Source organism: Nesterenkonia cremea (assembly GCF_014642675.1).
In the GTDB taxonomy this organism is placed as follows: Bacteria; Actinomycetota; Actinomycetes; order Actinomycetales; family Micrococcaceae; genus Nesterenkonia; species Nesterenkonia cremea.
Window position 1 is genome coordinate 188,889 of sequence record NZ_BMIS01000005.1, and the last position, 21,225, is coordinate 210,113.

Annotated in this window: 21 protein-coding genes and 2 pseudogenes; 17 read left to right on the forward strand and 6 right to left on the reverse strand. The window is 64.3% G+C overall.

All coding sequences use genetic code 11. The features are described 5' to 3' along the window. Positions 1-21: 21 nt before the first annotated feature. Genes IEW85_RS07490 through IEW85_RS07500 form a run of 3 tightly spaced genes read right to left on the reverse strand, consistent with a single transcriptional unit; the run spans position 22 to position 3,569 of the window. On the reverse strand, positions 22-1,161 hold the full coding sequence (locus IEW85_RS07490) for an acetyl-CoA C-acyltransferase (RefSeq protein ID WP_188684242.1): 1,140 nt from the start codon (positions 1,159-1,161) through the stop codon (positions 22-24). Continuing rightward, positions 1,154-2,686 (reverse strand): AMP-binding protein, encoded by a 1,533-nt coding sequence (locus IEW85_RS07495; RefSeq protein WP_188684244.1) that lies wholly within the window; start codon positions 2,684-2,686, stop codon positions 1,154-1,156. The genes IEW85_RS07490 and IEW85_RS07495 overlap by 8 nt, the downstream gene beginning before the upstream one ends. Before the next feature lie 13 nt (positions 2,687-2,699). Then, a complete protein-coding gene (locus IEW85_RS07500) occupies positions 2,700-3,569 on the reverse strand; it encodes an SDR family NAD(P)-dependent oxidoreductase (RefSeq protein WP_188684246.1) in 870 nt (289 codons plus the stop codon). Between the two features lie 134 nt (positions 3,570-3,703). On the opposite strand from IEW85_RS07500, the gene IEW85_RS07505 reads away from it, so the two are divergent. Together IEW85_RS07505 and IEW85_RS07510 are read left to right on the forward strand one after the other, a co-directional pair. Beyond that, complete coding sequence (locus IEW85_RS07505) at positions 3,704-3,874, forward strand: hypothetical protein (RefSeq protein ID WP_188684248.1); 171 nt, start codon at positions 3,704-3,706, stop codon at positions 3,872-3,874. After that, entirely contained in the window at positions 3,871-5,469 is a 1,599-nt protein-coding gene (locus IEW85_RS07510) for a sodium:solute symporter family protein (protein ID WP_188684250.1), read from the forward strand. The genes IEW85_RS07505 and IEW85_RS07510 overlap by 4 nt, the downstream gene beginning before the upstream one ends. Here IEW85_RS07510 and IEW85_RS07515 read toward each other — a convergent pair. Next, positions 5,441-6,430: an aldo/keto reductase gene (locus IEW85_RS07515; RefSeq protein WP_188684252.1), complete on the reverse strand. Its 990-nt coding sequence runs from the start codon at positions 6,428-6,430 to the stop codon at positions 5,441-5,443. The two genes, IEW85_RS07510 and IEW85_RS07515, sit on opposite strands and share 29 nt — an antisense overlap. A gap of 247 nt (positions 6,431-6,677) precedes the next feature. Between IEW85_RS07515 and IEW85_RS07520 the strand changes: the two genes are divergently transcribed. From IEW85_RS07520 to IEW85_RS14340, 4 genes and pseudogenes are all read left to right on the forward strand, one after another. After that, positions 6,678-7,940: a glutamate synthase-related protein gene (locus IEW85_RS07520; RefSeq protein WP_188684254.1), complete on the forward strand. Its 1,263-nt coding sequence runs from the start codon at positions 6,678-6,680 to the stop codon at positions 7,938-7,940. Between the two features lie 55 nt (positions 7,941-7,995). After that, a complete protein-coding gene (locus IEW85_RS07525) occupies positions 7,996-9,249 on the forward strand; it encodes a glutaminase (RefSeq protein ID WP_188684256.1) in 1,254 nt (417 codons plus the stop codon). Further along, the gene (locus IEW85_RS07530) at positions 9,246-9,509 is read left to right on the forward strand and encodes a GNAT family N-acetyltransferase (RefSeq protein ID WP_188684258.1); all 264 of its coding nucleotides are present in this window, start codon (positions 9,246-9,248) and stop codon (positions 9,507-9,509) included. Before IEW85_RS07525 ends, IEW85_RS07530 begins: the two co-directional genes overlap by 4 nt. Positions 9,510-9,667: 158 nt before the next feature. Then, a pseudogene (locus IEW85_RS14340) lies at positions 9,668-9,937 on the forward strand (integrase core domain-containing protein); the annotation flags it as partial. Between the two features lie 53 nt (positions 9,938-9,990). Here the strand turns inward: IEW85_RS14340 and IEW85_RS07540 are convergent. Continuing rightward, entirely contained in the window at positions 9,991-10,674 is a 684-nt protein-coding gene (locus IEW85_RS07540; RefSeq protein ID WP_188684262.1) for a Crp/Fnr family transcriptional regulator, read from the reverse strand. 191 nt (positions 10,675-10,865) lie between these two features. Between IEW85_RS07540 and IEW85_RS07545 the strand changes: the two genes are divergently transcribed. From IEW85_RS07545 to IEW85_RS14715, 4 genes and pseudogenes are all read left to right on the forward strand, one after another. Beyond that, positions 10,866-11,099 (forward strand): heavy-metal-associated domain-containing protein, encoded by a 234-nt coding sequence (locus IEW85_RS07545; RefSeq protein WP_138254248.1) that lies wholly within the window; start codon positions 10,866-10,868, stop codon positions 11,097-11,099. A gap of 91 nt (positions 11,100-11,190) precedes the next feature. Then, positions 11,191-13,197: a heavy metal translocating P-type ATPase gene (locus tag IEW85_RS07550; RefSeq protein WP_188684264.1), complete on the forward strand. Its 2,007-nt coding sequence runs from the start codon at positions 11,191-11,193 to the stop codon at positions 13,195-13,197. Between the two features lie 96 nt (positions 13,198-13,293). Then, positions 13,294-13,719 (forward strand): cupin domain-containing protein, encoded by a 426-nt coding sequence (locus IEW85_RS07555; RefSeq protein WP_188684266.1) that lies wholly within the window; start codon positions 13,294-13,296, stop codon positions 13,717-13,719. A 187-nt stretch (positions 13,720-13,906) separates the two neighbouring features. Continuing rightward, positions 13,907-13,990 (forward strand): annotated as a pseudogene (locus tag IEW85_RS14715) (hypothetical protein); the annotation flags it as partial. A gap of 26 nt (positions 13,991-14,016) precedes the next feature. Here IEW85_RS14715 and IEW85_RS07560 read toward each other — a convergent pair. Beyond that, positions 14,017-14,544, reverse strand: coding sequence for a TetR/AcrR family transcriptional regulator (locus IEW85_RS07560; protein ID WP_229658886.1), 528 nt, complete (start codon positions 14,542-14,544; stop codon positions 14,017-14,019). Between the two features lie 592 nt (positions 14,545-15,136). Here IEW85_RS07560 and IEW85_RS07565 point away from each other — a divergent pair. From IEW85_RS07565 to IEW85_RS14720, 7 genes are all read left to right on the forward strand, one after another. Further along, positions 15,137-15,349: a heavy-metal-associated domain-containing protein gene (locus IEW85_RS07565; RefSeq protein ID WP_188684270.1), complete on the forward strand. Its 213-nt coding sequence runs from the start codon at positions 15,137-15,139 to the stop codon at positions 15,347-15,349. Between the two features lie 2 nt (positions 15,350-15,351). Beyond that, entirely contained in the window at positions 15,352-15,516 is a 165-nt protein-coding gene (locus tag IEW85_RS07570; protein ID WP_188684272.1) for a hypothetical protein, read from the forward strand. Further along, positions 15,506-17,821: a heavy metal translocating P-type ATPase gene (locus IEW85_RS07575; RefSeq protein WP_188684274.1), complete on the forward strand. Its 2,316-nt coding sequence runs from the start codon at positions 15,506-15,508 to the stop codon at positions 17,819-17,821. The genes IEW85_RS07570 and IEW85_RS07575 overlap by 11 nt, the downstream gene beginning before the upstream one ends. 27 nt (positions 17,822-17,848) lie before the next feature. Beyond that, a complete protein-coding gene (locus IEW85_RS07580; RefSeq protein WP_188684276.1) occupies positions 17,849-18,124 on the forward strand; it encodes a YHS domain-containing protein in 276 nt (91 codons plus the stop codon). 53 nt (positions 18,125-18,177) lie between these two features. Beyond that, positions 18,178-18,783, forward strand: coding sequence for a DUF305 domain-containing protein (locus IEW85_RS07585; protein WP_188684277.1), 606 nt, complete (start codon positions 18,178-18,180; stop codon positions 18,781-18,783). Positions 18,784-18,790: 7 nt separating this feature from the next. Continuing rightward, on the forward strand, positions 18,791-20,992 hold the full coding sequence (locus IEW85_RS07590) for a heavy metal translocating P-type ATPase (protein WP_229658887.1): 2,202 nt from the start codon (positions 18,791-18,793) through the stop codon (positions 20,990-20,992). A gap of 64 nt (positions 20,993-21,056) precedes the next feature. Next, a partial coding sequence (locus IEW85_RS14720; protein WP_188684279.1) for a helix-turn-helix domain-containing protein occupies positions 21,057-21,225 on the forward strand: 169 nt, incomplete at its 3' end.

Here is a 21,225-nt window from a genome sequence, read left to right on the forward strand (position 1 = left end):
GCGCCGGACGGTGACTCCGCCTCACAGTTCGAAGAGCCCGGCCGCTCCCATGCCTCCTCCCACGCACATGGTCACCACCACGTAGCGGGCCTGGCGGCGCCGCCCTTCGCGCAGCGCGTGGCTGACCATCCGTGCTCCACTCATCCCATAGGGATGGCCCACTGAGATGGCTCCACCGTTGACGTTGTAGCGATCAGGATCGATGCCCAGACGGTCTCGGCAGTAGAGGGCCTGGGAGGCGAAGGCCTCATTGAGCTCCCAGAGGTCGATATCCTCCACGCTCAGCCCGTGCTGCCTGAGCAGCTTGGGGACCGCGAAGACCGGCCCGATCCCCATCTCATCGGGCTCACAGCCGGCCACGGCCATGCCGCGATATGTGCCCATCGGCTCCAGGCCGCGACGCGAAGCCTCGGCGGCCTCCATGAGCACCACTGCGGCGGCGCCGTCGGAGAGTTGGGAGGCGTTACCCGCGGTGATCGTGGGAGAGCGGTCCTCTGATCCCGGCAGCACCGGGGTCAGTCCCGCGAGCCCCTCGGCGGTGGTGGAGGGGCGGTTTCCCTCATCCAGTTCCTGGCCGTCGAAGGCGACGATCTCCTCTGCGAAGAGGCCTCGTTCCTGAGCGGCGGCCGTGCGGCGTTGGGACTCCAAGGCGTACTCGTCCTGGGCCTGACGTGAGATGCCGTATCGCTGGGCCACGATCTCTGCTGTCTCCAGCATGGAGATATAGATGCTGTGCCCGTGCTGCTCAAGCCACGGATCCTTCGCACGGAAGCGGTTGAGGTGTTCGTTCTGGACCAGAGAGATGGACTCCACGCCGCCCCCAATGGTGATGTCCATGCCATCGGCGGTGATCTCCTTGGCGGCGGTGGCGATGGCCATGAGCCCCGAGGCGCATTGACGGTCCAGTGTCATCCCGGGGACAGAGACCGGAAGCCCGGCGCGCAGACCCGCCTGCCGGGCCGTGTTCAGCCCGGAGGCTCCCTCAGGCAGTGCGCAGCCGAGGATCAGGTCTTCGATCTCCTCCCCGGAGAGGCCCGCGCGCTGAACGGCGGCGTCCACGGCATGGGCGGCCAGCTCCTGGGGCTGAATCTCGGCGAAGGCTCCCTTATAGGCCTTGCCGATGGGGGTGCGGGCAGCAGAGACGATGACGGCTTCACGCATAGTGGACCTCCTTGGGTTCGGTGGGGATTCCCTCAGGGGAGAGGCGCTCACGCCGCAGGGCGGCGCGGCGGACCTTGCCGGCCTCATCGCGCAGCGAGGTCTGCACGAACTCGATGCTCGTGGGCCGCTTATGCCGGGACAGTCGTGACGTCAGGAATTCCTGGAGCTGCTCGGTGCTGAGGCTGTAGGTGTTCTGACCGGGGGTGCTGAGCTGCACGATGGCGTGGACGCTGCTGCCCAGATCATCCTCCGGCAGCCCGATGACTGCGGCGGAGAGGACCTCAGGATGTTCGGTCAGAGCGCTTTCCACCTCGGCGGGGTAGACGTTGACCCCTCCTACGGTGATCATGTCGGATCGCCGATCATGCAGGTAGAGGTAGCCGTCGGTGTCGAACTCTCCGATATCTCCCAGAGTCGACCAGCCGTCCACTTCCTTCAGCTCTGCACCGATATATCGGAAGGCCGGAGGAGAGCCCGGGCTGACTCGCATGTACACGTCGCCTGGAATCCCCGGTTCGGTGATCTCTGCGCACTGATCGTCGAAGAGCGTGATCTCACCCCAGCGGGGGCGGCCCACTGAGCCGCGGTGGGCGCTCCATTCTGTGCCGCTGAGGGTGCATCCGGCCTGTGCCTCCGTCCCTCCATAGAGCTCCCAGATGCGCTCGCCGCCCAGCCAGCTGATCCATTCCTCCTTCAGCCAGGCCGGGCAGGGCTCGGCGCAGTGCCACAGCTGGCCCAGGCTGGTGAGGTCGTAGCTCAGCCGCTGGTGCTCCGGCAGGGAGGAGATGCGCCGCATCATCGTAGGCACCAGATAGGCCCAGGTGATCCTGTGGCGTTCGATCTGCTCCAGGACGGCCTCCGGATCGAACCGCTCCAGCAGGGTCACCTCTGCGCCGTGGAACAGTGCGGTCATCGTCGTGGCGAAGGGCGCATTGTGATGCAGCGGAGCCGTCATGAGGAACCGGTCCTCCCCACTGATCTGCCAGGCTTCTGCGTCGAAGGCGGGGAGCTCCGCGGGCTGTCCGCAGAGGATGATCTTCGGCCGGCCCGTGGATCCCCCGGAGGTGGGCGCCTTCCAGGAGGGGGAGATGACGGTGGGGAGCTGCGCGGCGTCGTCGGTGCCCAGCTGATCTACAGCGGAGGTGGGGTGATCCCCGGGGAGTTCCGCGGTGGACTGGGCGTCCTGGGTGACGACCAGGGCAGGGGTGGTCAGCTCCAGGATGGCAGCCAGTTCAGAGGGTGCCAGTGAGGTGGACAGCGGCTGGGGGACGGCTCCCACCTGATAGCAGGCGAAGGCGGCGGTGACGATATCGACGCCGTCCCGCAGCAGCAGTGAGACGAAGTCGCCGTGCCCGACGCCGCGCTGGTGCATGCCCTGGGCCAGGGACCTGGTCGCGCGGGCCATCTCGGCCCAGCTGCGCTCGCGGTCTCCGCAGCGCAGGGCGATGCTGGAGGGTGAGTGTTCGGCATGTGCAGAGGGAAGGTCCCGGAGCGGGAATCCCACCGGTGGGTGAAAGGTGCTCATCAGCGCACTCCTCTCAGGCCTGGGCGGCCAGGGCGGTGTAGCGGTGGGTCTGGTCGAAGGCGGAGCCGGTCACCGTGGTCTCGCGCATATCGGTGATCTTCTCCCACCGGGCGGCGACCATCTCCGGGGTGCGTTCTGCCTTCGGCAGATAGATGCCCCGAGACTCCGACATCTGGGAGACGGCGAAGACACCGGCGCCGGCGCCCAGGATGGTCTTGGTGGGTGCGTGCTCCGAGACCAGATGCAGCGCTCCGGGGGAGATGGTATCCGGAGCGAGGGCGGCCAGCGTCTCGGCATCGAGCAGGTCCTCAGTCATCTGTGTGGCGGCTGTCGGTGCCAGGGCATTGACGCGGATCCCCTTGCGCTCGCCTTCGATGGCCAGGACATTCATCAGCCCGACCACGGCGGCCTTGGCCGCCCCGTAGTTGGCCTGGCCGAAGTTTCCGTAGATCCCGGAGGCGGAGGTGGTCATCAGCAGGCGGCCGTAGCGTTGCTCGAGCATATGCGGCCATACCGCCTGGGTGCAGTGGACTGAGCCCATCAGGTGGACGTCCAGGACTTTGCGGAAGTCGCTGAGGTCCATCTTGGCGAACGACTTATCGCGGAGGATCCCTGCGTTGTTGATCAGGATTTCGATGCGGCCGCTGTGCTCCAAAGCGAGTGCGGCCAGTGCTCCGGCCGCCTCGGGGTCGGTGACATCGGAAGAGTCGGCGACTGCGCTGCCGCCCAGGGAGCGGATCTCCTGGACCACCTCTTCGGCGCCTCCCATGTCATTGACCACCACATGGGCGCCCCGTTCTGCGAGGGCGAGGGCGTGGGCACGTCCCAAGCCTCCTCCTGCGCCGGTGATGATCGCGGTCTGTCCGTGGAATTCGACGGTCATGGGTGGAACCTCTCTGTTGAGCGGGTGTGACCTATTGCATTTACATACTACCCAGTATTATTGTTATGGCCATCACGTGAGTCAAGGCAGTCATCTGCTGCGGAGAGACGTGGCTTCTCAGAGAGGAACATCCAATGGCGATCACACTCTTGGTCTGGCTGGCGGCGATCATCGCCGGAGTCACCATCGGCACTGTGCTGTGCTGGCGCATCGAGCGCTCCGGCGTAGAACGCTGGGGTGCCAGCGGTCGGCTCTATGGAACCGGACGCAGCGAGGCCGAGCTGCAGGCAGGAGAGGCATCATGAGCTGGTACCTGGTGATCTTCATCCTCTACTTCGCCTTCATCGCGTGGGCCTGCCTGCGCAGCCTGCGCAATGTGGAGTCGATGTCCGACTTCACCACGGGCGGACATCGAATGGGCCTCTGGATCGGAGTGGGCACCAGCGCGGCCACGTGGCTGAGTGTGGCCTCAGTGATGGGAGTGCCGGGCTATCTCTACAGCACCGGCGTGGCCGCGATCATCGGCTGGGTGGCCGGTTGGTTCTTCGCCACCGCTCTGATCCCGTTGGTGGCATATAAGATCCGCCGGCCCCGTGTCCCGGCGCGCACCTTCCCCGAATTCGTGCAGATGCGCTATGAGCCCAAGCAGCGGCGAAGCAACATCCGGGTGCTCGTGGCTGCACTGATGGTGGTGGGCTACTTCATCTTCGTCCACCTGCAGGTGGTGGGCTTCGGCATTGTGGTCTCCACCATCACCGGAGTCGACTACCGGATCGCGATCTTCGGCTTCCTGGCCTTCCTTCTCTTCACCAGCCTGGGCGGGTTCTGGTCCGTGGCGGTGACGGATACGGTGAACACCGTGCTGATCCTCGGCGGCGTGATCCTGGGTGCGATCACCGTGCTCAACGCCGCCGGAGGATGGGAGAACATCATGACCACTCTGGAGACCACCACGGCGCCGGTCGTAGAAGGCGGTGAGGAGCTGCCGGCTGGGGTGATGCTGACTCCGTTGGGCACCTTCAGCCTGGGCGCACTGATGGCGATCTTCCTCTCCAACGCTTTGGGAGCGGCCATCGCCCCTCACTGGGTGGGGCGCATGCTGGCTCCGAAGAATGCGAAGACTGCTGTGATGCAGATGATGATCTCGCTGGGTGTGCTCATCCTGATCTTCGTCCCGCTGATCATCATCGGATTGGGTGCTAAGACCTTGGTTCCCTCATTGCCGGAGGGCCAGAGCACCGACTACATCCTGCCCTTCGTGATCGAGTCATACACCCACCCGTTGATCGGCGCGCTGACTCTTATCGCCCTGGCGGCTGCGGCGGTCTCCACCGCAAACTCGATGCTGCTGCACTGCGGCACCTCGCTGTACTACGACATCCTCCAGACGCTGCGCCCGGAGCATCGTCCCGATGAGGTGACCTCCCGGCGCCGGCTGCGCTGGGTGGTTCTGGGCCTGGGCGTAGTGGCAGTGCTCAGCGCCATCAATCCGCCCGTGTTGCTGGCCATGGGATTCACCTATGTCTACGGCGGATTCGGAGCGGTGTTCTTCTTCGTGGTCTTCCTGGGCCTGTATTGGAAGCGGATGAATCGCGCGGGTGCCTACGCCAACATCATCTTGGGCGCAGGGACCTACGCAGTGGCTGAAGCTGTGGGGGCGCCCAGCCCCTTCCTGATCGCCTTCATCACGGCACTGGTGGGTGTGCTGGTGGCGGTGAAACTGACCCCGGCGCCTCCGGCAGAGGCGGTGGAGCCCTACTTCCAGGAGGAGGTCTCCACTGATACTGCCCAGATCATTGCCCAGGTGCGCGGTGATGCCGCTCCCACCGCCGGCGCCGCCTCTGACGACGATGAGGGCAGAGCGCGGCGGGTCACCAGCGGTGGTGGACCTGCGGCCTGATGGCCCCCTTGTAGAGAGAGGACACGGCGTCGAGGAAGTCCTGGGACAGGGTGGGGACCTCTGCGGCGGCCGCATTGCGCTGAGCCTGCTGGGCATTGCGGGCACCGGGGATCACGCTGGTGACACCCGGCTGCTGGATGATCCAGGCCAGTGCCGCAGCAGCAGGTTCCAGGCCGGCCTCACGGGCCAGTGCCGAGAAACGTGCGGCCGCCTCCACTCCTACGGAGAAGTCCACGCCGGAGAAGGTCTCGCCCACGTCGAAGGCTTCGCCGCGGCGGTTGAAGTTCCGATGGTCGTTCTCAGCGAAGACCGTCTCCGGGGTGTAGCGCCCTGAGAGCAGTCCGCTGGCCAGGGGTACTCGGGCGATGATCCCGACGCCGGCCTCTGCGGCGGCAGGCAGCACCTGGTCGAGGGGCTTCTGACGGAACGCGTTGAGGATGATCTGCACAGAGGCTACGTTCGGCCGGGCGAGAGCGGTGAGCGCTTCCTCCACGGTCTCCACGGAGACCCCGTAGGCGGCGATCGCACCCTCGTCGACCAACTCGTCCAGGGCGTCGTAGACGGCGTCGGAGCTGTAGATCGGGGTCTCCGGGCAGTGCAGCTGGACCATGTCCAGAGTGTCCATGCCCAGGTTGGCCCGGGAGCGGTCGGTCCAGGCGCGGAAATTCGCCTCCGTGGCGTGCCCCAGGCTGGGGGCTGGGGCGCGGCGGACCATCTTGGTGGCCACGAAGCCGTCCCAGTCCGGGTTCTTCCCGCGCCAGCGACCGATGAGCTGCTCGGAGCGGCCGTCGCCGTAGACATCGGCGGTGTCGAAGAAGGTCACTCCGGCCTCTGCTGCGGCGTCGAGGACGGCGAAGGCATCGGCCTCCGCGACATCACCCCAGTCGCCCCCGAGCTGCCAGGTGCCCAGGCCGATCTCAGAGATGCTGCGTCCGGTGCGTCCGAGAGTCCGCTGTTCCATGATGATCTGTCCTCAGGTGCGAGAAGAATGCTGTCCCTGTCGATCGTAGAACAGCGGGCGAGGAGTTCCGAGAAGAGGGCCTCTCGGCGAAGCATGCCGCGGGGTTGATCAGGCGTATGGAGGGGCCTACTATCAAGTCACTTACCCATGGTGCTGCCCGCGACTTCTGGGAGTTCCATGTCAGGCGCACACAACCGCACGATTCATCGCAGCCGAACTTTTCTGTCTGTGGCCCTGAGGAGGAACTGTGGATCCCGTCGCCATCCTCTCCCATGAGGAGCTCTCCCGAGACGAGCCCATGGGCCGCCTGGTCGAAGGTGTCGACCTCGTAGCAGTGCTCGACGTCTCCGACGTCGCTCGGGTCTACTATGGTCGATGCCAGCACCGCGGTGCGCTGCTGGCCGATGGTCATATGGAGGGAGAGCACCTCGTCTGCACCCTCCATGGCTCGACATATGATGCCGAGACGGGGCGGAACATACGGTCCAGAGGCGCAGACCTCGCGTCCTTCACGTCCTGGGTGGGGGGAGGCCAGGTCTACGTCGACGCTTCCGAGATACGGAAGTGGCGGCGGGAGAACCCTCAGCCGTTCGAACGTGACCGCTATCAGGGAGCCTTCGCCCCGACCAAGGGCATCGACGCGGAGCCTCACGTTGAGGACATCCAGACGTTGGCAGGAGACGGTCTGCAAGCCGTGGGCCACCACGGCGAGGTCGCCGCCATGGGGGTATCGAGCCAGGACGTTCCCCGATGGGACGACATACAGCTGCTCACGGCTCAGCTGCACAGGTCACCTTTACTGGACGAAGACCCCGTGGCCACCGAGGTCGTCATCGGTCCGGGTGCTGCACGGCCCTTGAGCCTCAGGGGCCCGCTGCTGGTCTCGGACATGAGCTTCGGCGCGCTGTCTGCAGAATCTAAGATTGCCATGGCACGCGGAGCGGAGCGTGCAGGAACAGGCATCTGCTCAGGCGAGGGTGGAGTTCATCCGGACGAGCAGGCAGCCAAGACCGGTACGGGAGGCCACCTGCCGGGGCACAAGGTGACGCCGGAGAGCGCTGAAGTCCGGGGCCTGTCCCTGGGGCAGGATGCGATATCCCCTGCACGTTTCGTCGATCTCACGACGCCTGGCGACTTCGCGGAGGTCGCCGCCGAGATCCGCGAGCTCACTGGTGGCATCCCGGTCGGGGTGAAGATGTCTGCACAGCACATCGAACGAGACATCAACGCTGCGCTGGCCATCGGAGTGGACTACGTGATTCTCGATGGCCGAGGGGGCGGGACAGGGGCTGCACCCCTGCTGTTCCGTGACAATATCTCCGTGCCCACGATCCCTGCGCTCAGTCGTGCTCGTCGGCACTTGGACGCTTCCGACGCCGATGACGTCAGTCTCATCATCACTGGAGGGCTCAGGGCGCCGGACGATCTGACGTCGTGGAACGAGACCATGGCAGCGCTGGCTGGGATCGAATTCGCCGGGCCGAACGCCGAGCGGACAGGTGCTGGGTGATCAGCTGATCCCACTGCGTGACAAGTGTGCCCCGATCAGATGAGGTGAATCGACTGTGCGTACCCCCGTGCCGGACTACCTCCAGGAGCTCCTGGAGAACATCATGACTGATAGTGCAGGACAGGTCGCAGACTACATACCCGCCCTGGCCGCAGCGCCTCCTGACCAGTGCGCCATCGCTGTGTCGACGGTCCACGGGAACACGTACTCAGTGGGCGACGACAGTGTCGAGTTCTCGATTCAGTCCGTCTCCAAACCGTTCGTGTATGCCGCGGCGCTGGAGGGGCTGGGGTTCGAGGCAGTCGACCAGAAGCTCGGCGTCGAGCCCTCCGGCGAGGCGTTCGACGAGCTGTCCCTGGAGGCAGAGACCCACCGGCCCAAGAACGCGATGATCAATGCGGGCGCCATAGTGGCTCACAACCTGTTCACGATCGCTTCGAACGATCACTCAGAGCGTGCTGACGCGGTGACGGCCTTCCTCTCGCGGCTTGCCGGACGCGATCTGCATGTCGACGACGAGGTCTTCCAATCCGAGATGGAGACGGCGCACCGGAACCTGGCCATCGCACATATGCTCCGCACCTACGGTGTGATCACCGAAGAGCCACATGACGTCGTCCGCGGCTACACCGCCCAGTGCTCCGTCTCGGTGACCGTACGAGACCTGGCGATGATGGCGGCGACCTTGGCAGACAGAGGGCGCCAACCCATCACGGGTGAGCAGGTCGTGGCCCCTCACGTGGCGCGCCGAACTCTGAGTGTGATGGCGGCAGCTGGAATGTACGACGGCGCGGGCTCATGGCTGACTGCAGTCGGAATACCGGCCAAGAGCGGTGTCTCAGGCGGTCTGATCGGCTCGTTGCCCGGGCAGGTCGGCGCCGCGGTGTTCGCTCCACGACTGGATGAGCAGGGAAACAGCGCTCGAGGGATCCGGGCATTCTCCCGACTGTCGGCCGATATGGGTATGCACCTGTTCGACCCTGAGAGTCGAACCGACTCTGTGGTTCGCGAATGGTCCGAGAGCCGTGATGGGATCGAGATCCGGCTGCAGGAAGAGCTGCGCTTCACCGGGGCGGAGTTCCTGCTGAGCAGACTGGAGCAGATTCCCGAGGGGCACTCCCGTGTGCTGTTCGACCTCTCGAACGTCCACGTGATGACTGACGTGGGGCGACGGATGCTGCTGGAAGGCATGCGCAGGCTCCGTCTCGATGGACACCCCATACAGCTCCATGACCCCCAAAGCCGTCTGCCCGAGCCAGACCTCGGTGACGGAAGTATGCCGGACCTGGTCGAGGAGGAGAACCGATGAACACCACTGCCGATTCTCCACAGGTCTTCCGCGATGATCCCCGGGGCAGATTCGAGATCACCGTCGGGGGCAGGACTGCAGGCTTCACCTATTTCGTCACAGCGGACGTCTCGGGGCAGGCCGAACGTATCTTCTACCACACCGAGATCGACGATTCCTTTTCGGGCCAGGGTCTGGCGTCTCAGCTGGTCTCTGAGGCCATGGACGATTCCCAGCAGGCAGCGACGACTGTGGTTCCAGTGAGGCGGCCCCAGGTTTGATGCCGCATCTTTCTAAGCTGAAAGGATGCAGTCATGCCTCGAATCACCGATCCCGCTCTGAAGCAGCGGGCCGTCCGTCTGGTGTTGGATCACCAGTCGGAGTACTCCTCCCGCACCGCGGCCCGCATAACGCGTGGACCTACTTCCGGGGGCAACCCAGGATCCAGCCCTCTATCGGGACCGTCGGCGATGCCTACGACAACAGCCTCATGGAATCCATCATTGGGTTGTTCAAGACCGAAGCCATCCGCACCGAGGTCTTCCACGAAGGCCCCTACCGGAAGCTGTCCGATGTGGAATTCGCTACTGCCGGGTGGGTCGATTGGTGGAACAACCAACGCCTCCACAGCAGTATCGGCCATCTGACCCCGATAGAGTACGAACAGCTCCACTACGCCGCCTTGGAAGCGGAGCCCAACCTCATATGAAAGCGGCAGAGAACCTGGGGCGCTTCAGAACCATGCATGAGCGGGGCTGCCCGTTATTGGGGCATCGCTAAACGTTCTAATGCGTCGAGATCGAGAACTAAGACGTCGCGACGTCCTTGGAGCTGGATGGTGCCTGAGGCCGAGAGTTCTGCAAGCCGCCGGCTTAGTGTCTCTGGTGTAGTGCCCAGGTAGGTAGCGATTTCTTTCTTAGCCATAGGCAGCCGAACAGTGGGGATGCCGCCGCGCCCTGTGCTAGTCAAATCGAGCAAGTACGCCGCGACACGGGCGGTGACATCGCTGGAAGTGATGGCAACTAACTGCCGTTCAACGGAAGCAAGCCTATCGGAGAGAGTCTGCAACATCCGCTGGCTAATATCAGGGTAGTCGCGTATCAGGGTCGAAAGGTCGGCATGGTTGAAGACGCACATCTGGCTGTCTTCGAGCGCGAGGACGAGGTCATTCGGCCGATGCCCCGAGAGGAAGGCGCGTTCACCAACGACGTCGCCTTCGGTGACCGTGCGCAGAACCTGTTCTTGACCGTTAGCAGCTAAGTGGCTGACCTTGAGCTGTCCGCTGTGTACTACCAACAGACGCGAGACCGAATCTCCGGGGGTATAGACCGGTTCCCCCCTACGGACAGACAGCGGGCGGATGAACTCCGCGACGTTTAGCTGCTGCTGGTGCGTAAGTCCCTGGAAGATCGGAACTCGGGTAACGCACAAGTCTCCCTTGGCCATGTGACGAGCCTACCGGGGCCCACATCGTGGGACTGTTCCGGCGTCCAGGGTGCGTCAAATGGTCTCGTAGCCAGGGCGGTAAAGGTGCTCTGGCAAGGCGGCGCAAACTTGACCTAGGTCAAGGAGTTCCGGGTGCCACAAACCTATGGTGAGAGTGTCCAGACGGAACATCACGACGAAGGGACCCCGAAATGACTGCTCCCACCACCACCCACACCGTCCTGAGGGCCGAGGGCTTCTCCTGCCCCTCATGCGTGGCCAAGATCGAAAAGCAAGTAGGCCGTCTTAAGGGCGTCGAGAAGGTGAAGGTCCACTTCGCCTCCGCCCGCGTCGAAATCGACCACGACGCCGCACGCGTCTCCGTGGACGACCTCATCACCGCCGTTGCCAAGGCCGGCTACAAGGCCGCCCCATCTGCCTTCTAAGCCCAACGCCCACGGCCGGTTCGCGCACAACCTTGCCTAATCCTATTTTGCCGGTCCGTCGGCACGAAACCCAGAAAGGTCGTACCCGAAAGTGAACAGGCTCCAGAAATGGGTCTATGGGAACTGGTCGGTTCCCGTCGTGTCCGGTGTGCTTATCATCATCTCGTTCGCCATACAGTGGCTGGGCGGGGGTGGGGCCAACGTCATCGTCGGCCCGCAGTGGTGGCTCGACGCCGGCGCGCACGCCACCTACGCCAGCGCGGCGTTCACTCTCGGGGATGTTTTCATGCTTGCTGGTGCCGTGGTGGCCGGCTACAGGATCGCGGTAAAGGCCGTTCGCGCGCTGATCGCTAGGGCCATCGGCATCGACTTGCTCGTGTCGGTCGCGGCGATCGGCGCGGTCATCATCGGCAATTTCTGGGAGGCCGCGGCAGTCACGTTCCTGTTCGCGATCGGCCACGCCCTGGAGGCTGCGACCTTGAACAAGACGCGCTCGGCACTGGCCGAACTCGTCGCCGTCGCCCCGGATTCCGCAATCGTCATGCGCGAGGGTGAGCAACAGGAGATCCCTGCCGGGCAGGTGAGAATGGGCGAGATCGTCTTGGTCAAGAACGGCGCGAAAGTGCCCGTGGACGGCCAGATCGTCTCCGGCACCGGCGCCCTCGACGAAGCCTCCATCACCGGCGAATCGATCCCGGTGGAGAAGACCAAGGGCAGCCAGGTCTTCGCCGGCACCGTCTCCCGCGGCGGCTTCCTGCAGGTGCTGGCCACCGGCATCGGCGCGGACACCACCCTGGCCCGCATCATCCATCGGGTGGAAGAGGCCCAAGACGCCAAGGCCCGTACTCAGGCCTTTATCGACCGTTTTTCCCACTGGTACACACCCGCCGTAATGGTGCTGGCGCTGGTGGCCGGGTTGATCTCTGGTGATGTGGCCCTGGCACTGACTTTGTTGGTCATCGGGTGCCCGGGGGCCCTGGTGATCTCCATTCCGGTTGCGATCGTGGCCGGCATCGGCCGCGCGGCCCGCAACGGCATCCTGATCAAGGGCGGGGAGTTCCTGGAGACCTCGGCGAAGATCTCCGCGGTGGCTGTGGACAAGACGGGCACGCTCACCGAGGGTCGCCCCCGGCTGACAGATGTCGTCGTCCTGGATCCCGCGCTGGAGCGGACCGAGGTGCTGCACTGGGCAGCCGCCGCCGAGGCCGGCTCTGAACACCCGCTGGCCCGTCCCATCCTGGAGACCGCCCACGCCGAGGGAGTCGGCCAGCAGGGCGTCCCCGGCACCGTCACCCCGGTCCCCGGCAAGGGCATCGTTTCCGAGGTCGATGGCCGCCTGGTGCTGATCGGCAACCCGCCGCTGCTGGAGCAGTACGGCGTCCCCGAGAGCGCAGTCGCCGGAGCGACCCGGACGGCCCAGGACCTGGCTGCCGATGGGAAGACGCCCATGATCGTCGCGGTCGACCAGACGGTGATCGGCGTCGTCGCCGTCGCCGACCAGGTCCGCCAGGATGCACCCGAAATGGTCGCCCGCCTGCACCGGTCCGGCGTCGAGAAAGTGGTCATGCTCACCGGGGATACCCGACTGGTTGCAGAGGCCATTGGGAAGGCTACCGGGATCGACGAGATCCACGCCTCCCTGCTGCCCGAGGACAAGCTGGACGCGGTCACCCAGCTCCAGCGTCAGGGCCACACCATCGCCATGGTCGGCGACGGCGTCAACGACGCCCCGGCCCTAGCCACCGCCAATATCGGCGTGGCCATGGGCGCGGCCGGCTCGGCCGTGGCCGTGGAGACCGCGGACATCGCCCTGATGGGCGACAACCTCCTCAAGCTCCCGGAGGCCATCGGCCTGGCCAAGCGGACCGTGTCGGTCATGCGGCAAAACATCGCGATCGCCCTGATCACAGTGGTGCTGCTCCTGGCGGGAGTCTTCGCCGGCGGGGTGACCATGTCGATCGGCATGCTCGTCCACGAAGCCTCCGTACTGGTGGTCATCGCCAACGCGATGCGACTGCTGCGCAACACCAGAGGCTCCACCGCCATGCCGAAGAGCGAGCGGACCACCCCACAGGCAGCCGAGCAGGTATCCGCCTGACCCCACCGAGCGACAGCGGGCGCGCGGCCCCGGGCACCGGGCAGTTCAAAGACCTCAACAATCGAAATCACTACACGAACCAGAGGAAACCGAATCATGAGCGGAAACAGCTTCACCCTTGGAGACAACGTCGAGCATTTCACCATCGCGGACGTGGCCGGAGACAACCCCGACTTCCGGAAGGTGCTGTGGACCGGTGAGCACGCCCAGATCGTGGTCATGACCATTCCGCCCGGCGGCGAGATCGGGGACGAGGTCCACGAACACACCGACCAGATCTTGACGTTTGTCTCCGGAAGCGGAGAAGCCGACCTCAACGGCCATACGCACCCCATCGATGCCGGTGACCAGTGCGCGGTACCGGCCGGCGCCCAGCACAACTTCCGTAATACCGGGGACCAGCCGCTGGTGCTGTACACCATCTACAGTCCACCGGAGCACGCTGCTGGCACCGCCTTTGCCACCCGAGAGGAGGCTGACGCCGCCGAAGCCGCCGGTGAGGACGAACCGCCCCGACCCTGATCCCTACTGTCCCGATAACCCGCGCGGGACATGGAGACGCCCTCCCAGTCCAGATCACAAGGAGATCCATTCATGTCCACGGTTTATGTCTTCACGGACTACGGTGGACCCGAGAGGCAGCAGCTGATCGATCGGCCTCCTCCATGCCGGGCCCGGGGAACTCGCCATCGAAATCCGAGCCGCCGGTGTGAACCCGGCGGACTGGAAGATACGGGAAGGACGCCTGGACCGTCGCCGGAGCCTGCCGGCGTCGACCTGCCGCGAAGCTCCCGGTCTGGTCACTCAGGTTGGCGTCTCTTATTGCGGCTCGCCTTTTGGCGCTGTCGTATCGAATGCTGGAGTGAGAATCGCATCAATAAGCACTGGCGCTTCCCTCGCGTCTACCCTTCCGGTGCGAACCTCTTCGGCTGCGCCGTTCATCAACACATGGGTGGTGGTTAGCATCCACGTGACAGGCAAGTCGTCACGGAATGTACCTTCGCGCTGGCCGCGAATCAACAGGTTTCGCATGCGCGCCTCAGCCCTTTCGTGGAGGTCTCGGATGCGCGACGCTGGGAGCTCCTTCTGTGCAGCGGCCAGAAGGTTGCGAGCCTGGTCCACCAGGGTCCAACTGGAAGCGACCAGCCGCCGGAAAGCTTCACCTGCGTCTCCGTCGAGCGGAACTCTTCTCAGCACCTCTTCACCTTGCTCGATACTTTCGGCCAGGGCGGCGTCGATCAGTTCGGGCCGGTTCTGAAAGTGCCCGTAGAGCGTCATGCGGCCAACACCAGCCTCAGCTGCTATGTCAGCTACTGAGGCGTCAGGGTCCTTGTGAAGCGCTGTCACGGTTGCAGCAAGGATCCTTGCCCGGTTCCGTTGGGCATCCGCCCGCTGATTCGGGGCCCGACCCACCCCTGATGTCGAACCCTGGGGACTACTGGCATCGGCTTCCCTTTTACCTGACATGTTGCACCTCACAAGTCATATGGAATGTATGAGATAGTCTAAACGTTGCATCTCGTACACCCGTGATCGAGATAGGAGCCCTCTTATGGCCGAGGCTGAGCAGCCAGAGAGTTCAGTCGGCCTACATCCGAGGCGTTGGCTTGCTTTCGGGCTTTGGGTGCGGCTCAGTTCATGTTGAGCCTCGATGTCACCGCGGTTGCGATTCCGCTGCCACAGAGGGGCGGTAGCCACTGTATCCAGCATCGCAGCCTTGAGCCTCGTTGCCGGCGGCGGCGACACCGGATTCCAGCAGGCTTCGGCTTTGCCGCAGCCGCAGCCCTCATCGCGGCAGTCATTGCACTTGCAGCGATCCCGCCCCGCCGTCCCGCCCCAGCCTGATCACGGGGCCAACCAGGACTAACCCCTTTACATCAGATACCCATACCGGGTATAAGTAGACATACCCCTAGGGGGTATCGAAAGGAGAGGAATAATGAGTACGACCACCACTTACACCGTGACCGGGATGACCTGCGGGCACTGCGAAAGCTCCGTTCGGACCGAGGTCTCACAAGTACCCGGAGTCACCGAGGTTGATGTCAGCGCGAAGACAGGAACGCTGACGGTCACCGCGGAGAACTCAATCAACGACGCCGGGGTGATCGCTGCTGTTGACGAGGCCGGCTACACCGCGGCCAGGGACTGACCATGAACGCGCCTGCACGACTGAGCCTGTACGGCACAGGACTGGCCGCTGTGTTCATCGCAGCGTTCTTCACCGCCGGAGCAGTCGTTCCCGACGAGACCGTGCAGAACTGGGTGGACGACACCTCGCAGAGCGAGCATCACGGGGAGGACGGCCATGACCGCTGAAACAACCAACACGACCAATATCGAGTTGCAGATCGGCGGGATGACTTGTGCTTCCTGCGCGATGCGGATTGAGAAGAAGCTCAACAAACTCGACGGCGTAGAGGCCGGCGTCAACTACGCCACCGAAAAGGCCCGCATCACCTCCACCGGCACTCTCGACCCCCAGGTACTCATCACCGAGGTCGAAAAGACCGGCTACACCGCCGCACTACCCTCTGCGCCAGAGGACAAGACCGGCTCAGATGAGGTGGCCGAGACGGCTGAGGATCATGAACTACTGGTGCTGCGGCAGCGGCTGATCGGTGCCGCAGTGCTCTCGGTGCCGGTGATCCTCATGGCGATGATCCCGGTCTTGCAGTTCGACTACTGGGGCTTCGCCTCCCTGGTGCTGGCTGCCCCGGTGGTGGTGTGGGCCGGGTGGCCCTTCCATCGGGCTGCGCTGATGAACCTGCGCCACGGGGCAGCCACCATGGACACCCTCATCTCAGTGGGCACCACCGCGGCACTGATCTGGTCGGTGGTGGCACTGTTCTTCGGCACTGCCGGCCAGCCCGAAGTGGTGCATCCGTTCGAGCTGACCATCTCCCGCAGTGACGGTCTGGGACATATCTACCTGGAGGTCGCCGCGGGGGTGATTACCTTCGTGCTGCTGGGCCGGTATTTCGAGAAACGTTCCAAGCGCCGGGCCGGTGCCGCCCTGCGTGCCCTGCTGGAGCTGGGGGCCAAGGAGGTCGCCGTGCTCCGCGACGGTGCAGAGCAGCGGATCAGCGTCGATGAGCTGGCCGTGGGCGATGAGTTCGTGGTCCGGCCCGGGGAGAAGATCGCCACCGACGGTGTAGTGGTCTCCGGGACCAGCGCGGTGGATGCCTCTATGCTTACCGGAGAATCGGTTCCGGTGGAGGTCACTGAAGGCGATGCGGTGACTGGGGCCACCGTGAACGCCGGAGGCCGCCTGATCGTCCGGGCAACCCGGGTGGGCTCGGATACCCAGTTGGCGCAGATGGCCCAGCTGGTCGAGGACGCCCAATCCGGCAAGGCAGAGATTCAGCGCCTGGCCGACCGGGTCTCCGGGGTGTTCGTGCCAGTGGCCATCGCCATCGCCGTCGCCGCTTTGGGGGCCTGGCTGGGTGCTGGATTCCCTGCCTCAGCAGGGTTCACCGCTGCGGTGGCGGTGCTGATCATCGCTTGCCCCTGTGCCCTGGGGCTGGCCACCCCTACCGCCTTGTTGGTCGGCACCGGCCGTGGTGCTCAGCTGGGGATTCTCATCAAAGGTCCGGAGGTGTTGGAGGCCACCCGCAGGACCAACACCGTGGTGCTGGATAAGACCGGCACTGTCACCACTGGGAAAATGACCCTGGAAGACGCACTCCCCGCCGAGAGCATCGACCGGGATGAGCTGCTGCGGCTGGCCGGGGCAGTGGAGGACGCCTCCGAGCACCCTATCGCCCAGGCCATCGCCGCAGGAGCCACCGCCGAGACCGGTGTACTGCCGCAGGCGGAGTCCTTTGAGAACATCGAAGGCCAAGGCGTCCAAGGCGTAGTGGAGGGCCACGCTGTGCTGGTGGGGCGTGAGTCGCTGTTGGCCGATTGGGGCCAGCAGCTCGATGAGCGGCTCTCACAGGCTAAGCGGCAGGCGGAGTCTCAGGGCAAGACGGTGGTCGCCGTCGGCTGGGACGGTGAGGCCCGGGGTCTGCTGGTGGTGGCTGATCAGATCAAGCCCACCAGTGCCGAAGCTATCGCCCAGTTCAAAGAACTCGGCCTGACTCCGGTGCTGCTGACTGGGGATAACCAGCGGGTTGCTGAGCAGGTCGCCGCCGAAGTCGGCATCGATGAGGTGATCGCCGAGGTCCTGCCTCAGCAGAAGGTTGATGTCGTCGCCCGTCTGCAGCAGGAGGGCAAGACCGTGGCGATGGTCGGCGACGGCGTCAATGACGCCCCTGCCCTGGCCCAGGCAGACCTCGGTCTGGCCATGGGCACCGGGACTGACGTGGCCATTGAGGCCGCCGACATCACTCTGGTGCGTGGGGACCTGCGGGCTGCTGCTGATGCGATCCGGCTCTCCCGAAAGACCCTGGCAGTGATCAAGACCAATCTGTTTTGGGCCTTCGCCTACAACACCTCGGCTATCCCGCTGGCGGCCTTCGGGTTGCTCAACCCCATGCTGGCCGGAGCGGCTATGGCTTTCTCCAGCGTCTGCGTGGTGACCAACAGCCTGCGGCTGCGCCGCTTCAAGGCCCAAGCCGACCGTGCTGCCACAGATACCACCCGATCCATGGAAAACAACGCTCAGACCATCGCGGCCTGAGCATCAACTACTGGATAGGACCAGACCATGACCAGCCACCACTGCGGAGCGCACTCGAACAACTCTGAGAACAACCATGACCATCATGGGCATAGCCACGCGCCCTCCCCGGAGAAGCTGGCCGCAGCGACCTCAGAAGAAGTCGCGGAATGTCCGGTAATGGAAGGCACCCCTGTGATCAAAGCTGAGGCAGAAGAGGCAGGGCTGTACCGGGACTACCAGGGCAAGCGGTATTGGCTGTGCTGTGAAGGCTGCGGCCCACTTTTCGACGCCGCCCCCGAGGAATACGCCACTTCCGCCTAAGTCCGAGCAGCCAATGCCACCGGCACTTGATCAACTGCAGAAAGGTCAGTTCGATGAGATTTCGTCACCCCGCCACCGTCGTCAGCATCCTCACCTTGGCTACCGTCCTGGCTGCCTGCGGCGAGACTGACCAGCAGGAACCTGACGCGCCCGGCCATGCTGAGCATTCCGCCGAAGAATTCTCCGGTGAGTTCAACGATGCAGATGTCGAATACGTCTCAGGCATGATCGTCCACCACGAGCAGGCCGTTGAGATGTCGGACATCCTGTTGGCCAAGGACGATGTGGACTCCGATGTTGTCTCTCTGGCTGAGGATATTCGGGACGCTCAGCAGCCGGAGATTGACCAGATGGTCACCTGGCTCCAGGCGTGGGGTCATGAACCCGATGACAATCACAGCGGCCACGGCGACCACGGGGCAGCCCACGAGGGAATGATGGGCGAAGAAGACATCGCGGAGCTCGAAACTACCGAGGGTAAAGAGGCTTCGCGCCTGTTCTTAGAACAAATGATCGTCCATCACGAAGGTGCCGTTTCGACGGCGAAGGACCACCTGGCCAACGGGGAGAACCCCCAGGCCCTGGAACTGTCAGAAGAGATCATCAGCGTCCAGCAGGCTGAGATCGAACAAATGGAAGACCTACTGGAGAAAGTGTAGGACCCTCATGACTGAACACCAGCACGGGCACCACGACCACTCAGGCCACGGTCACGGCCCCCACGTGGCGCACGCCCCCGAGGAAGGCCACGACCACTCTGAGCCTCACCATGGGCATGCGATGCACCCTACAGGAGAGGCCACCCAAGGGAACGCGACCCACGGCCACGACCAGCATCAGCATGATCACTCCGCGCATGCCGGGCATGGCCACAGCGGACACGGGGGCCATGGTGATCACGTCGGGCAGTTCCGTCGGCTGTTCTGGATCATGCTGGCCCTGGCGGTGCCGGTGGTGGGGTTCAACGAGATGTTCGCCCACCTGGTCGGCTACCACCTACCAGAGGCCGAGTGGGTCTGGTGGGTCTCTCCGATCCTGGGCACAGTAATTTATGCCTGGGGTGGCTGGCCATTCCTCACCGGGGCGATCTCTGAGATTCGTTCCGGCAAGCCTGGGATGATGTTGCTGATCGGGCTGGCCATCACGGTGGCGTTCATCGCTTCCTGGGGTGCCAGCCTGGGCCTGCTGGATCATGAACTGAACTTCTGGTGGGAACTGGCCCTGCTGGTGGTGATCATGCTGCTGGGTCACTGGATCGAGATGCGCTCCCTGGCCCGAACCAGCTCAGCCCTGGACTCGCTGGCCGCGCTGCTGCCCGATGAGGCAGAGAAAGTCACTGACCATGGGGTGGAGAAGGTCTCCCCGGCCGAACTGACTCTCGATGATGTGGTGATCGTGCGTCCCGGTGCTTCTGTGCCTGCTGATGGTCAGGTGATTGATGGTTCGGCCAGTATGGATGAGTCGATGGTCACCGGTGAGTCCAAGCCCGTACGGCGCGAGGAAGGCGATTATGTGGTGGCGGGGACGGTGGCCACTGATTCCGGCATCCGGGTACGGATCACCGCCACCGGAGACGACACCGCCTTGGCCGGTATTCAACGCCTGGTCGCTGATGCCCAGGCCTCGTCTTCCCGGGCTCAGCGGATCGCCGATACCGCGGCGGGGTGGTTGTTCTGGTTCGCCCTGGTCGCCGCGCTGATCACGGCGGCAGCCTGGGTCATGTTGGGGATGCCGGATGCTGCGGTGGTGCGGACCATCACTGTGTTGGTGATCGCCTGCCCGCACGCCCTGGGCCTGGCGATCCCGCTTGTGGTCTCCATCGCCACCGAACGCGCTGCCCGCGGCGGGGTGCTCATCAAGGACCGGCTGGCCCTGGAATCAATGCGCACCGTTGACGCGATGCTGTTCGACAAGACCGGCACTCTCACCAAGGGAGAACCCACCGTCACAGGCATCGAACCCACCCAGGGGTACACCGGAGATGAGGTCCTGGCCCTGGCCGCCGCGGCCGAAGCCGACAGCGAGCACCCGCTGGCCCGGGCTATCGTCGGCGCAGCATCCCACCGCAACTTGGAGGTCCCCGCGGCCCGGGACTTCTCATCCTCACCCGCTGTAGGGGTCCGTGCCACAGTCAAGGGCACCGTGATTCAGGTCGGTGGCCCCTACATGCTCAGCGAGCAGCACCAAGATGAACTGTCCATCGCAGAGCAATGGAGGAACGAAGGCGCGATCATTCTTCACGTCTTAGCCGAGGGCACAGTGATCGGTGCCCTGCGCCTGGCCGATGAGATACGTCCTGAATCCCACGCCACGGTCGAAGCCCTCCACGCCGTGGGTGCCCAGGTGGTCATGATCACCGGGGACGCCCAAGCAGTTGCCGACACTGTTGCGGCCGAACTGGGCATCGACCGGGTCTTCGCCGGGGTCCGCCCCGAAGACAAGGCCGCCAAGGTCAAAGAACTCCAAAAGGAGGGGCAGAAGGTGGCCATGGTCGGTGACGGCGTAAACGACGCCCCCGCCCTGGCCCAGGCCGATGTCGGTGTCGCCATCGGGGCGGGAACTGATGTGGCCATCGGCTCTGCCGGGGTGATCCTGGCCAGCTCCGACCCCCGCTCAGTGCTCTCGGTGATCGACCTGTCTCGCTCCAGCTACCGGAAGATGAAACAGAACCTCTGGTGGGCCGCCGGCTACAACCTCATCTCCGTACCACTGGCCGCAGGCATCCTCGCCCCCATCGGATTCGTCCTACCCATGAGCATCGGCGCGATCCTGATGTCAGCCTCCACTGTCGTCGTCGCCCTCAATGCCCAACTACTGCGCCGCTTGGACCTCCGGCCAGAAGTTTCCACCCGAAACCTCACCACTTAGGAGTGGGTCTGCTGAAGGTTCGGTTGACTTCAAGACTGCTGAGAAAGCAGGAAGGATGGAAGTCATGCCGAAAGTCGTCTACACCGAGGAGTTTCGCCGGACCGCTGTGGAGCTGGTTGCTGGCGGGATGAGCCAGAAGCAGGTCTGCGCGGATATGGGCTGCTCGAAATCTGCGCTGCAGTCCTGGGTCCGGGCCGCGAAGCTCGAAGAGCACGGGATCGAGCCGGCTAAGG

Bases quoted from the DNA above. Each gene is read 5' to 3' on its own strand.
- IEW85_RS07580 (WP_188684276.1), top strand. From the start codon at position 17,849: ATGACCAGCCACCACTGCGGAGCGCACTCGAACAACTCTGAGAACAAC.
- IEW85_RS07565 (WP_188684270.1), top strand. From the start codon at position 15,137: ATGAGTACGACCACCACTTACACCGTGACCGGGATGACCTGCGGGCAC.
- IEW85_RS07505 (WP_188684248.1), top strand. From the start codon at position 3,704: ATGGCGATCACACTCTTGGTCTGGCTGGCGGCGATCATCGCCGGAGTC.
- IEW85_RS07555 (WP_188684266.1), top strand. From the start codon at position 13,294: ATGAGCGGAAACAGCTTCACCCTTGGAGACAACGTCGAGCATTTCACC.
- IEW85_RS07585 (WP_188684277.1), top strand. From the start codon at position 18,178: ATGAGATTTCGTCACCCCGCCACCGTCGTCAGCATCCTCACCTTGGCT.
- IEW85_RS07495 (WP_188684244.1), bottom strand. From the start codon at position 2,686: ATGAGCACCTTTCACCCACCGGTGGGATTCCCGCTCCGGGACCTTCCC.
- IEW85_RS07590 (WP_229658887.1), top strand. From the start codon at position 18,791: ATGACTGAACACCAGCACGGGCACCACGACCACTCAGGCCACGGTCAC.
- IEW85_RS07540 (WP_188684262.1), bottom strand. From the start codon at position 10,674: ATGGCCAAGGGAGACTTGTGCGTTACCCGAGTTCCGATCTTCCAGGGA.
- IEW85_RS07575 (WP_188684274.1), top strand. From the start codon at position 15,506: ATGACCGCTGAAACAACCAACACGACCAATATCGAGTTGCAGATCGGC.
- IEW85_RS07510 (WP_188684250.1), top strand. From the start codon at position 3,871: ATGAGCTGGTACCTGGTGATCTTCATCCTCTACTTCGCCTTCATCGCG.
- IEW85_RS07515 (WP_188684252.1), bottom strand. From the start codon at position 6,430: ATGGAACAGCGGACTCTCGGACGCACCGGACGCAGCATCTCTGAGATC.
- IEW85_RS07570 (WP_188684272.1), top strand. From the start codon at position 15,352: ATGAACGCGCCTGCACGACTGAGCCTGTACGGCACAGGACTGGCCGCT.
- IEW85_RS07500 (WP_188684246.1), bottom strand. From the start codon at position 3,569: ATGACCGTCGAATTCCACGGACAGACCGCGATCATCACCGGCGCAGGA.
- IEW85_RS07545 (WP_138254248.1), top strand. From the start codon at position 10,866: ATGACTGCTCCCACCACCACCCACACCGTCCTGAGGGCCGAGGGCTTC.
- IEW85_RS07490 (WP_188684242.1), bottom strand. From the start codon at position 1,161: ATGCGTGAAGCCGTCATCGTCTCTGCTGCCCGCACCCCCATCGGCAAG.
- IEW85_RS07530 (WP_188684258.1), top strand. From the start codon at position 9,246: ATGAACACCACTGCCGATTCTCCACAGGTCTTCCGCGATGATCCCCGG.